Origin of the sequence: Pseudomonas sp. Z4-20 (assembly GCF_051131955.1) — a bacterium.
In the GTDB taxonomy this organism is placed as follows: Bacteria; Pseudomonadota; Gammaproteobacteria; order Pseudomonadales; family Pseudomonadaceae; genus Aquipseudomonas; species Aquipseudomonas marvdashtae.
The window spans coordinates 2,362,867-2,373,954 of sequence record NZ_CP071641.1 but is presented as its reverse complement, the minus strand read 5'-3'; the positions used below and the strand labels follow the sequence as shown (position 1 = coordinate 2,373,954).

Below are 11,088 nucleotides of genomic sequence, written 5' to 3'. Positions count from 1 at the left end.
CTTTTCTTAATTCGCGGAGGTTGTATTTGGAGCGGGCATATCGAGTATTGAACGAATAAACTTGTCGTCTGGTCCCCCTTGCAATGCATAGATGTACCAACTGCCAACGATTTTTCGATATCCCACCTGAAGACCAATGATTTCACCATCGTCTCTCTCAATCAGGTAGCTCCTGCTCTCAAATACTCCCGCGCGCTGCACACTCGGGCCGATATGAACTTTATAGACTGTATGCCCATTCAACCAGGCAAGATAGGCTTCTTGGCTTTTGCTTATTATCGTCGCTTCGTTTTTTTGCCACTTATCAAAGTGGCCAACAAACGCTTTGTCCCAGCATTTATCTTTAAAACGTGTACCAATGCAGCTTACGTAGCTCTTTTCGAATGAGTCTATGTTCGAAATCTCGGAGTTAGCATGGGCTGCGGAGATATTCCACAGCGCCACCGCAGTCACCAGTAAGCTATTTATTTTCATGTGTTATTACTCCTGCTATCAAGGTCTATAGAGAGGGCGCAACTTATCCTGTCTTCTTAATTTTATATTTGTGCTTTTAGGTGGGTGTCAATAAACCCATTGAATTCGTCGTTCCATTTGCCATCCCCTCTAAATTCATAGATGCCTTCCTTGAAGAATTTCAAAATAAGCAGTTCACAAAAAACCCCACCTACAGGACTTTTATGCATGATGCCCCCATATCAGTTTCTTAGCAGTTCCGACTTTAAATGCCAAATGGCTGAGCAGAGAAAATATTTGCAAGACGACAAAAACAAACAGAATTTCTCTAAACTGATAGAGGTGTTTGACAGTCGGAGGGATGAAGCATGTGAGGCAATAACGTGAGGACTTTTTGGAAATCACTACTTCAGGGTATATAGATAGAAACGGCTCGGTCCAGCAGTTCTGAAGTGCGGAGCGGGTTGACCGTGGTTCGCGGATTAATGCCTGTCCTTTATCGAGAAGCGCGACGATGAAAGATCCGCCGTTATTACCCGCAGCTGAGGCTTGCTGTGGCGTTCGGGCTATTCGGTCGGTCGTAGCGTTAGCGGCTTTGGCCTTAAGGTTCAGTTTTCGAGCTGCTCGAAGGCGTTTCGCTCGGGATAGGCGCTGGCCAACGTTGCCAAACTCTCGCGCCGAAGCAGAAACCTGATGAATACGCGAATGCATCTTTAAGGATGCAAGGCCAGTATCGGCGGCCTCCGGGCTTTCGGGTAATGAATTGTCCACACCTGAGTTCTTCATAGCGCTTCCATGCATATGCCAAGCGAGCTAGCCTGGCACGAATACGAAGGTAGCAATATGCTATCTTCGCTCGATCATAGCTGTAAAAAGTATGGAGTAAAGCTTGGAAACTGCCTAGGCGATGAATGGCCTTGCGGGCTCCGAGGCAAAAAATCTCGGGAAGGGTCGTAATCCTTTTTTAATTACGCTGCGGACGCCACAAGATCGTCAGGGCTCAATGCCCCAGCCGCTTGTTTTAGCTTCAGATCATAAATAATTTAGTCGTAACGAGTATTGTTGTAATCGCGCACAACCCCATATAGCTGGCGTCAAGCGTTGAGCATGCCAGCGATATTTCGTGAACCTATGCCTTCCTGAGCCTGGTTGGCTTTGACGGATTTTTGAGCCGGATATGCCCCGCTGGCGGGCTGCGATTGGTTTTACGTCCGCGTTGATCGCGCGAAATGCATTGCGAGTTCAGAGCGACTTCGCGGCGACGATCTTCATTGTCATCCTGGCTTAGATATATCGACGTTCCACGAAGCAGCAGAAACGTTGCATTGTCAGAAAAAGGGGTTCGGTATGATTCCCTACACCTCTAGGTATTTTTAGCGTATCGCCGACCGATGCAGTCGCGCAACAAACCGATCATCTGTGCGACTCCACCGACATGATGCTTCGCCAAGCGATCTGAATTCCACCAAAATTGCGTTCAATTGACTGGTGTATTGTTCGGGTCCCTCACTGGGTTACTCTCTTTGGAGGTTCCAGGAGACCATCATTGACCTGCCGTCGGACCTACTCGCCAGTTTAAGACTGACCATCGGAGACTTACTGACCATTGAAGTGATCGACGGGGCAATAGTTCTGACGCGTTTTACCTAATCTTCAGACGAGCAAAATGCGAACACCACATTTAAGCGGCGGCGATTGGACATTGATTGCCAGTGGCGAAAATCCGCATTGGGTTGTGAATTTAACCATTTGCGAGGGCAGCAATTTTTCTTGTTGGGATGACTACTTCTGGCCGATTGCTGCCCGTCACTAGCGGCAGAAATCGGCCAATTGCTGCCCCACAAGAGAATCCCCTACGCTTGAAAAAAACGGTCGGGCCGGCAAGAGCAAAGGGCACTGGACGCCTTGTCATCGATAATCTCTTCGCTGGCCAGGCGTCCTACTATCGCCGCCAAAGTAACTCCAGGGTGCATTGCACAAACGTAGACGCCATCCACTTTTGGTAGATAGCCAATGATGGGAATGCCATCGGCAGGCATGGGCCTGAGTCCGACACTAGCCTGTTCCGGGAGTATGGAAACAACACCATGGAGTTCATCCTGGATTGTCTTGGCAGTTCGAAGCGCTATCGCTGCCGGCTCATTTTCCATGGCGTCGCCCAGGTAATCTTCTGCCGCAAGCAACGCACCATCCGAATCTTGCCTGACTTCCATTTCAGGGCTGGAGATGAGGGTGTGCACGAGGTTGGGTTGTGACTTGTAACGGATGAAAATAGCAGGCGAGGCCTCTATTGGCAGGGACACTCCAAGCATGTCTGTCAGCTTCGTGATGCCTGTTCCGGCTGCCAGTACGACAATATCGGCATCGATGATGCCCATTGTTGTTTTGACTCCGGTCACCGTTGCACTCTGGGTTGCAAAACCGAGCACTCGCGTCTGAGTGAGAATCTGCGCCCCATACGCCTGGGCACCTGCGATCAACGTATACGTAGCCGCCACTGCGTCCAGCGCTCCTTCTTCAGCCGCATATCATATATAGCAGACAGCGGAGGGTTTTTGAGATTTGGTTCCAGGTCTAGAATCTGCGATCGAGACACCAGCTTTGCCAAAGCTTGATGACCTGAGATCGGCAGCGCTCCAATCGCCTTCACGCTGTAAGACAAGGCACCTGTCCATCGTATCTCTAGACCAGGCAGCTGTGTTTCGAGTCGGCGGTACTCCTTGATGGCAGAACCGCGAAGTTGCGCAATTGGGTCAGGTTCGGGGTGTGAGGTATTGAGCCAAGCGAATGAGGCACCAGTTACTCCCGAAGCTATATCTTCAGCCTCTACCAAGGTGACATTCGCGCCTTTGTCTGCCAAGTGATACGCCAATGACGCGCCAACGATGCCTGCACCAATGATAACGACTCGTTTGCCCTGACCATTTCCCATATCAACCTCCGCTCTGTCGATGTGCGGATGGTACGACAGCTGGATGATTTCATGACATGACAGCCTGATCGTTCAGCACGCTTTTTGAGTGTTTGCTCCTGGGCGGTGTCTGCCACTCGCATCGCTCATAGCAAGCGCCCAATGCACCCTCGATCAGCCAAAAAGGATTAACACGAATCAGAGACGATGAATGAAACCAATCGAAATTCAACACATTACGTATCTGCCGGCGGAAGTTCTTAATTTGGAGAAAGAGGCAATTGCAGAAGGGTTCAGATTTCTGACGCGCCTGATTTCGGAATGGCATTCAGGAAAGAATCGCTTCAACGCGCCCGGTGAATGTCTCATGGCAGCGTATTCGAACCAGCAAGTGATAGGTATCGGAGGGCTATCAGTTGATCCCTATAATCAGCCCAATACCGCAAGGCTACGGCGAGTGTACGTGGCGCCTGCGGCAAGAAATCAACATGTCGGTCACGCGCTGGTGAAGGCGTTGGTTGCACACGCCGCTCTTCACTTTCAGAAGGTGCGTCTTTCCACCGATACTTCTCGAGGCGATGCGTTTTACCTGCGCTGCGGCTTCATGCGAACAGAAGATGTCCATGCCACCCACATCATGGAGCTGCTCAACCCCTGACCCGCCGGCTTTCGGCCGAGAGCAGGCGTTCGAACCTAAGGTAATGCGATGAAGAGAAAAACAAGAATGACTGCACCACTGACCAGTAACGCAACAACCCCGCCTGGACCTGGCTGGACGTTTGACCCTGATCGCATGATCCGAATAGCCGATTGTCATTCGATCATCGAAGTTCTTCGCCACATCAAACACAGTGGGCCGGAATGGGCGCATCGTAACGTCCATATTTGCTTTCCCGGCCCATCAAATGCTTGGGCTCTGGTGTACCCGCTTCAGAATGCCAGTGCCCCGTACTTTGACTTCATGTATACCCACAAAGAGCCGCCTCAGGAAGCGCTGTCCGCACTGCTAGGGAAGTATCCACAGTGTTCCGTCATCGACTGGTCGCCCGGACGCTTGGCCTGCATCGAAGCTCAGGGGGTGGATGTTGAGACGCTCGCTGAAATTATCCGGGATCTAGCTGAAGCTGCTTGGGAGGAGCACATCACGTTCGTCGATGCTTCGTACGAGGAAATGGGTAAAGCGTGACCCAAGAGCGGATAGTCGACCTTAGCTGCCCAAGCGCGTGCCCAAAGACCAAGTCTTGGGCAACAATCGACCAGACGGGAACGGAACGCAGGTCACCATAATCGAAGGAATGTTTGTTATGACCCACCTTGGCAACGACTTGAGGGCCGATTTCGTTGAGGCACTTGAGGAAGTCTCGACGCTGATGTCCATTGCATACGAACAGCTCGGCCCTATAACGGAAGGCCATGCATTAGCTCAGGCAGGTTTAGAGAATGGTGGTGAAATCGTTCTGGATTATGTCGATCACAACGAGGCTGGAGTAGCGTTCGAACACCTGCTTTACATGATTAACGAACCACCGCTCGTTGTTTCTGAAAAATGCATAAAAATTTTAGCTCGGATCGCAAAGTCCTTGAAGATGCCATTCACGAGATGACAAAAATTAACCCACCTGAAGGTCAGCTTTGGGTCGAAAGACGTCTTTCGGTAAGACATCGGGATGTCGCTACGCCTCGCGCGGACCGGGTAGCAGCGTGGAGATGGGAATCGCCTGAGTCGTTGCGCGTTTGATAGGTCATCGTCACTCTGGAAGCGACGATTTTGAGGAGATTGAAGTGGACATTGAGCGTCTGTTAAAAAAAAGCGGCAACTGAACGTGCAAGAGCAAAATGCTCGTGTGGCCCACAGACTCATGGTAACCGCCAAAGCTTGGTTGGCCAGAGGGATTCCCCTCGCTTTAAAAAACCATGGCGAGTCGGAAGGCATTAGATGGTCAGAAACCGTCGTACTAGATCTTGAAGTCGACTTTCCCGGTATGCCCAACCTTTATGGTCTTTTGCTCACTCACGCAGAGCGGTTCATAGAGTTTGAAATTAATACCGATAACACTCATAGGTACGTGGAATCGGTGAGTCAATGGGAGGATGTTTCTGCTAATCAGGACTACGCGCCCCGCAAGCGCGGCACTGGAAAGGGCTTCGCAGCAATTGCTCTTCAGGTCAGGCGCGAACTCCTATGCGGCTTGTAGGTGTGAATCACAGAAGCTGAGATTCGATTGTTGATCGGAAGCTGCTTTTGCGCCGATTTCTTCCGGCAAATGGTGTCCCCTTTGGTTCGAAAGCGGTCGTTCGCGACCGGCAGCTATCGACCCAAGGCGGTCATTCGGCAAATCCTTTGACCGACGCCAAAAGGCGTTTAATGCAGTCAGCTCTTCTGACGCAGAACTTGCATGAGCTGCTCGACGACGATGGCTTCGACGAAGCCTTCACTGGACCCCACGTCAAAAGCAGCACAACAAGCCGATGCGTCGCCGTCGCAGAGACGGTAGACAGCAATGACACTGCTCGGTCCGCACCCGGTGTGCCCGCATAGCGAATACCCGCCATCAATCGACCCTTGCATCACGCCAAGGCCATGGCCCGGCGTGATCCAAGGGCGACCGGGAATCGGGCCGCCCAATGTTCGTGCTTTTTGCATTTCCTGAAGCAAGTCCGTGGGGAGCAGGTCTGCACAAAAGAGTCGATCCAGAAATAACGCTGCGTGCGAAATGTGGCCGATCAACAAGCCGTGGTAAACCCAGGCAGGATCATAATTTGAGGAACTTCCAAGGTGGGTCGTTTGGAAGTCTGCTCGCGTTTTTGCAAAGCGAACGCCCAATAAGCCCAGAGGAGAAAGTGTCCGTTGAATTACCGCTTCATCAAGCTTCAGATCAGTCAGCCGTTCAATTAGCCTGCCGACAAGCAGGTAGCCGACATTCGAGTAACGCCAACCGTTTCCGGGACTATATCGGAGTCGAGCACCGTCAAGGCGTTGCATCATTTCATCGGCCGGCCAGGCTGGCTCACTATTTTTAACGGCGGAGTGATACTCCGCAAGTTCTCCGTAATCAGGCAGACCGGCCTCATGCCGTAGTAACTGGCGTAGCGTAAAAGGCTGACCAAGAACAGAGTGGTCCAATCCGACCAGCCCGTCACGCACCAACGATAGGGCCGTAGCAGCCAAGACTGTTTTCGTGAAACTCCACCAGGGGGCCATCAGTTCTGAGCGATCAGCCGCTTGTACCTGACCATTTGAAACGAGTGAACTGAGCATTGGCTTCCTTGGAGTCTCAAGCGGATCGGCAGCTTGACAAGATACCTCAGTCATTCCTTTCGCGGAGGCAAAGATCAGCCGTTGCACTGTCCTGAACGACTGCTCTTGGCCGATTGCTGCCACTGAATCTCAACAAGTACTCTCTTGACCTACCGCCCTTCAGTTTCCGTCCCTCCCGCTGCTACGCTCTTAAGTCTTCCATTGGAGTCGAAACAATGCCCACCGAATATTCACTTTCTGATGTTCTTGAGCGGCTGTCCAAAAATCAGCTCGCCTTGGAGGCGGCGGTGATGGAGCTGACCTTGAAGGTAGAGGATCAAGGTGCAACAGAGATTGGCGCGAATGTCCGAGGTGCACTTCAGACCCTCGGAGAGAACGCCGGACACATCAAACAGGGCTTGGCTAAGCTGAGAGCCAACGGTCACTGATTTTAACGACCCAATGCACCGGCGAGCTTGATGGCTTTCTTCCCTATACAGTACAAAGACTGAGCAGGCCGAAGCATCAGACTTCTCGCACGCAGCGCGGCGACGTCGTTAAGATACAGGCGCTCAACCTCTAGCTATGAAAGGTGGCGCACCTTGATAATCTTGCCCGAAGCTACCTTATGCTTGGGCTTGGCCATCCGAATAACCGTGTGCTGACCATCGGCCATTGTTTCAACGAGCATGCCATTCCTGATTTCCATCACACTGAGTCCGGCCGCCAGCATATTGATATAAGCGGCATGAATTGCGCCCTTCGCCATGGTTGGGATTTTTTCTTCCAGCCGGCTCACAAGTTCATCATTCAACGGTTGGCTGGCAATCATAACGAGCTCCGTGTCCAAGGCCAGCGCGGAGCCAGCCATCGTGTTAATTCTGCGCTCTGAGACAAGCACCGTTCGTTCATGGGATGCACACCAGACCTGTTAAACGTCGATGCTTCACCAGGCCCGTACGAAAACCACCTCCAACGCCTCTTTAAAGCCCGCCGGCATCAGCGAGATCTTAAGATTAGGGGATCGCAATCCACCTCAGAGAGCGAATTCGAAGGCCATTGCTCGGTCGTTTCGACTCAGCTTTTTCCCGCGATGATAACGACCCCGATCCGCTCTGCCAGATTAAGCACCGTGTCGAACACAGTCGAGTCGCCGGTCAAGCTGCGGGACGTCCCCTGCGGGCGGAGCGCACCGTCAGGAATCCGGTCACCGAAGAGCACCACCGCACGTGCCGAATCATCTTGTCGCGACACCCAAGACAGTCCTTGCGCATCTGGACACTGACGGTGGATTGCCTCGGCCCATTTGCGCGTCGCAGGATATTGATCTTTCTCAGTGTCGATCAATTGTTTGCGCGTGATGCCCAGTTTCCGCAGTGGCACGCTGGACAGATCAACCAGGTGCAGCGGTTGGCTAACCTGGACGGTAGAATGCACCTGTCCAGCCAGCTTGCCTTTGTCGAAGCTCTTAAACCCAGCCGTATGGGGAACGTCGTGGAAGACGGTCTCCATCAAGGCGCAATCGACTGTCGTGCCGCCATACAAGGTGGGAATCGCCCGCCCCTGATCATCCTGGATCGGGCTGAAGCGTGCGTTGCCGTGCACACCAGGATTGAATTGATCAGGCTGATACTTATCCTGGTGCACACGGTGAAGCACATCGCCTTTGGCGATCACGGTGAAAGTGACGTGCAACGTAGCCGCAGGCACTGGGGTAACGGACGCCGCCAAATCCGTGGGAGGCGTCGCCCTACCCTCACTGGACTCGGTACGCTGCTTAGCCATGGACAATGCCCTGGATCTCATCCAGTGCGGCAGCAATCACCCGATCAGGCGCCGATGCCAACAGGTCCTGGGGCCTTTTACCCCCCAGAAAACTGTTATCTGAACGGAACCAGTAAGCCATACCCCAGCCGTCCTTGTGGCCAGCGAAAGCCTCAATAACTTTGGCTAATGCCTTGAACGGCCGATAGCACGCATCCGGATCCAAGCCGTAACCCGGGAAATAATCGACCCCACCGTGACTGATGGCAAAGATCTGCCCCTGCTTTTTCCATTTGTTGGGTTGGGCACTCGGGTTTCGTGTACTCAACTGTGCCACCTGGGCGATGTCCGCGGCGGTCAGCCAGTCACCACTTTCCAATACCGCTTTACGGGCTTGGACCAGCATTGCCGCTTCCTTGAGCAGGCGAGGCGACGGCGGCTTACGCGTCACAAAGACCTCGGCCAGTCGCTCCAGCGACTTCGGGTCCTGACGCTCCTGCAGCACCTCATACATTGAGGAGGCCACATTGGCGAAGTTTTCCGCCAAGGCCTCAAATACATTGAGGTTGACCTGATCGAAAGACACGACCAGCACTCGGTCCGCATGCGAGCGGCTCAAGCTGGCCCGAGCCTCCTTAGGCGTACCGACCAAGGTGGAAACGCCCAACTGCTCTGTAACGCTCATGAAAATCTCCTCACCAGTTATCTGAGCTATCTAATCCTAGCATAGTCTTGATAACCCTAGATCGAGCCTAAGCTCCATTCATCTGGATGCATAGGTAGGTTTGAGGGAAGCACGCCATGCCGTCGATCAGCACGGTGGTTCTGGGACGAAAAGTCTAAGGATACGATCTTGGCTTTCCGGTGTGCGGGCGAGCTAAAGACCAGCAATGGTAGACCGAAAGAGTTGGCAACCCAGTTCAGCACTGCTTGAATTCCCAGCAGTCCGCGACGTCAGATCGGGCGGTGCCGCCCTTATCCCCCCTAGGGCTGAAGATCTGCATCACATCGTTTGGCATTGCGCTCAAGGCGTCGCTGATCGCGGGGATCGAGACCCTTCGCGACCAGCGCCCTGGCGATATCGCACAGAGCGCGAGCATCGCGTAGACCTATTTCAGGATAAGTACCGAGCGAAATACGAGGCTGTTTGCCCGCCCAAGAAAAACGGAAGTGCCAGCTCTTGGTGCCTTTCGTATTCACGAAAAGCGCAAGGCCATCAAAGTCAGGAAGGCTGTAGTTTTTGGCGCGAGGCCTGGCGTGTCGGACCGCCGTATTGGTAAGGACCATTGTACTAACTCCACTCATATGGATGAAGGAGGGTTGTACCGTTTTCGGAGTGCCAAGCAGCTCTAAAAACTGATTTACCAAGCGTCGAATTGATGTACTAAAAAATGTACTAAAAATTCGTGGATATTGATGTAACAGAATAGACTTTACTGGAACTAAAAAAGAGGCCGAAGCCTCTTTCTTTGGTTTCTACCTACTTCAATGGAAGTCTATAGATAAATAATTGGAGCGGGAAACGAGACTTGCATCTGGTGTCCGACTCGTTGAAATCTAAGGGGTTACTTTTTTTGACGGGGCAGAAAGAAACTTGATTCTGGACTTGTTTTTGAAGGGTATCAAGAGCTAAGAGGGGGCGTCGGGCTACGGGTTCCTCCCAAGGACAACTGTGCGGTAATTAATCTCACAACACCTGAGCGCGCACTGACCGAGTAAAAGTTTTCCAACTTTTGCCGAAGAGACACGATCCGGTCGTAAAGCTGTTGGACACCGACCTCCCTGAAACCAACATCAACGAAGATCTGCGTCGACCTTAATTTGCAACTGAAAGGCTGACCGCTTTATGTTTTTTCATCGTAGAAGGCGATGCGAAGGCCAGGCCTGTCCTTGGAAACAAGAATGTTGATGCGATAGCTTCGCCAACCGCCCTGTGCATCGCGCAGCGTAATGTCCGTATCGCCGATCTGGAGGATTTCAGGATCATCCCACCATCCCACCGTTTGTGGGACGGCTTGAAGAACCTCGTTGAGGATGGACTTCAGAACCGGGCTCTTCCCTCCCGTCAGATAGTCATGGCGCGCCTTGAGCAGTACAAGCCTCGCGGCGTACTGCCAGTCTTGAATCTTCTGCCGGTAGTGGTCGGAAAAGCACACGATGCGCAGCAGATTCGGTCGAGGCAATGTGAAGTCTTCAAACAGGATTCTTGCCGCTTCGTTATGGGCCAGCACATCCCAGGAGCTGTCCATGATGTAGGCCGCTTGATCGAGAGCATTAATCATCGTTACCAATGACTGAGGAAGCTCGGCACTTTCAGCCCGATCCGCAAATGTCTCACGGCCAGCCAGTGCAAAAAGATGCTCCCGTTCGGCTCGGTCGAGCCGAAGTCCCCGCGCCAATCGCTGGAGAAAGTCGTCCGACACCGCTATGTCGCGCCCCTGCTCGAACCAAGTGTACCAAGTCAAGCCGACACCCGCCAACGCGGCGACTTCCTCACGGCGCAGGCCATTGGTTCGACGGCGGCGTCCCTGCGGCAGGCCAAGCGATTCTGGAGATGTCCGCTCGCGACACTGGCGGATAAAGTCCGACAGCGCCTGTCTGGCCGGTACGCGAGTTAATCGATCAGACGTCACTGCACACCTCGCATGGCATCACTTTAGTAACAGTATAAAAACCCCATTGTAACAGGATATATTGCGAGTAATCTCTGGGGCAACAAGTG

General features: G+C 52.7%; 11 protein-coding genes and 2 pseudogenes. 4 read left to right on the top strand and 9 right to left on the bottom strand.

Annotation, left to right across the window (positions count from 1 at the left end; genetic code table 11):
• Nucleotides 1-6: 6 nt before the first annotated feature.
• The 3 genes and pseudogenes from J3P82_RS11130 to J3P82_RS11120 form a co-directional block, all read right to left on the bottom strand.
• Entirely contained in the window at nucleotides 7-474 is a 468-nt protein-coding gene (locus tag J3P82_RS11130; protein WP_434563047.1) for a hypothetical protein, read from the bottom strand.
• 201 nt (nucleotides 475-675) lie between these two features.
• Nucleotides 676-1,239: a hypothetical protein gene (locus tag J3P82_RS11125; protein WP_434563045.1), complete on the bottom strand. Its 564-nt coding sequence runs from the start codon at nucleotides 1,237-1,239 to the stop codon at nucleotides 676-678.
• Nucleotides 1,240-2,306: 1,067 nt separating this feature from the next.
• A pseudogene (locus J3P82_RS11120) lies at nucleotides 2,307-3,385 on the bottom strand (NAD(P)/FAD-dependent oxidoreductase).
• A 190-nt stretch (nucleotides 3,386-3,575) separates the two neighbouring features.
• Between J3P82_RS11120 and J3P82_RS11115 the strand changes: the two are divergent.
• From J3P82_RS11115 to J3P82_RS11105, 3 genes are all read left to right on the top strand, one after another.
• Nucleotides 3,576-4,022, top strand: a complete 447-nt coding sequence (locus J3P82_RS11115; RefSeq protein ID WP_434563043.1) for a GNAT family N-acetyltransferase — start codon at nucleotides 3,576-3,578, stop codon at nucleotides 4,020-4,022.
• 66 nt (nucleotides 4,023-4,088) lie between these two features.
• Nucleotides 4,089-4,550, top strand: a complete 462-nt coding sequence (locus J3P82_RS11110; protein WP_434563041.1) for a hypothetical protein — start codon at nucleotides 4,089-4,091, stop codon at nucleotides 4,548-4,550.
• A 118-nt stretch (nucleotides 4,551-4,668) separates the two neighbouring features.
• Nucleotides 4,669-4,968 (top strand): MafI family immunity protein, encoded by a 300-nt coding sequence (locus J3P82_RS11105; protein ID WP_434563039.1) that lies wholly within the window; start codon nucleotides 4,669-4,671, stop codon nucleotides 4,966-4,968.
• A 767-nt stretch (nucleotides 4,969-5,735) separates the two neighbouring features.
• On the opposite strand, the gene J3P82_RS11100 is transcribed toward J3P82_RS11105, so the two are convergent.
• Nucleotides 5,736-6,623 carry a serine hydrolase domain-containing protein gene (locus J3P82_RS11100; protein ID WP_434563037.1) on the bottom strand — a complete coding sequence of 296 codons (888 nt, stop codon included), beginning with the start codon at nucleotides 6,621-6,623 and terminating at the stop codon, nucleotides 5,736-5,738.
• A gap of 215 nt (nucleotides 6,624-6,838) precedes the next feature.
• Between J3P82_RS11100 and J3P82_RS11095 the strand changes: the two genes are divergently transcribed.
• On the top strand, nucleotides 6,839-7,051 hold the full coding sequence (locus J3P82_RS11095; RefSeq protein ID WP_434563035.1) for a hypothetical protein: 213 nt from the start codon (nucleotides 6,839-6,841) through the stop codon (nucleotides 7,049-7,051).
• 134 nt (nucleotides 7,052-7,185) lie between these two features.
• Here the strand turns inward: J3P82_RS11095 and J3P82_RS11090 are convergent, their stop codons facing one another.
• The 5 genes and pseudogenes from J3P82_RS11090 to J3P82_RS11070 all read right to left on the bottom strand — a co-directional run bounded on the left by J3P82_RS11090 (nucleotide 7,186) and on the right by J3P82_RS11070 (nucleotide 10,999).
• Nucleotides 7,186-7,434 carry a hypothetical protein gene (locus J3P82_RS11090; RefSeq protein WP_434563033.1) on the bottom strand — a complete coding sequence of 83 codons (249 nt, stop codon included), beginning with the start codon at nucleotides 7,432-7,434 and terminating at the stop codon, nucleotides 7,186-7,188.
• A 245-nt stretch (nucleotides 7,435-7,679) separates the two neighbouring features.
• Nucleotides 7,680-8,387, bottom strand: a complete 708-nt coding sequence (locus tag J3P82_RS11085; protein WP_434563031.1) for an RES family NAD+ phosphorylase — start codon at nucleotides 8,385-8,387, stop codon at nucleotides 7,680-7,682.
• A complete protein-coding gene (locus tag J3P82_RS11080; RefSeq protein ID WP_434563029.1) occupies nucleotides 8,380-8,985 on the bottom strand; it encodes a hypothetical protein in 606 nt (201 codons plus the stop codon). Before J3P82_RS11080 ends, J3P82_RS11085 begins: the two co-directional genes overlap by 8 nt.
• 401 nt (nucleotides 8,986-9,386) lie before the next feature.
• Nucleotides 9,387-9,653, bottom strand: a pseudogene (locus tag J3P82_RS11075) (Arm DNA-binding domain-containing protein); the annotation flags it as partial.
• 557 nt (nucleotides 9,654-10,210) lie between these two features.
• A complete protein-coding gene (locus J3P82_RS11070) occupies nucleotides 10,211-10,999 on the bottom strand; it encodes a helix-turn-helix domain-containing protein (RefSeq protein ID WP_434563027.1) in 789 nt (262 codons plus the stop codon).
• Nucleotides 11,000-11,088 lie beyond the last annotated feature (89 nt).

What these genes read in the sequence shown, in the direction of transcription:
- J3P82_RS11130 (WP_434563047.1), bottom strand. Translation starts at nt 474, where the DNA reads ATGAAAATAAATAGCTTACTGGTGACTGCGGTGGCGCTGTGGAATATC.
- J3P82_RS11125 (WP_434563045.1), bottom strand. Translation starts at nt 1,239, where the DNA reads ATGAAGAACTCAGGTGTGGACAATTCATTACCCGAAAGCCCGGAGGCC.
- J3P82_RS11115 (WP_434563043.1), top strand. Translation starts at nt 3,576, where the DNA reads ATGAAACCAATCGAAATTCAACACATTACGTATCTGCCGGCGGAAGTT.
- J3P82_RS11110 (WP_434563041.1), top strand. Translation starts at nt 4,089, where the DNA reads ATGACTGCACCACTGACCAGTAACGCAACAACCCCGCCTGGACCTGGC.
- J3P82_RS11105 (WP_434563039.1), top strand. Translation starts at nt 4,669, where the DNA reads ATGACCCACCTTGGCAACGACTTGAGGGCCGATTTCGTTGAGGCACTT.
- J3P82_RS11100 (WP_434563037.1), bottom strand. Translation starts at nt 6,623, where the DNA reads ATGCTCAGTTCACTCGTTTCAAATGGTCAGGTACAAGCGGCTGATCGC.
- J3P82_RS11095 (WP_434563035.1), top strand. Translation starts at nt 6,839, where the DNA reads ATGCCCACCGAATATTCACTTTCTGATGTTCTTGAGCGGCTGTCCAAA.
- J3P82_RS11090 (WP_434563033.1), bottom strand. Translation starts at nt 7,434, where the DNA reads ATGATTGCCAGCCAACCGTTGAATGATGAACTTGTGAGCCGGCTGGAA.
- J3P82_RS11085 (WP_434563031.1), bottom strand. Translation starts at nt 8,387, where the DNA reads ATGGCTAAGCAGCGTACCGAGTCCAGTGAGGGTAGGGCGACGCCTCCC.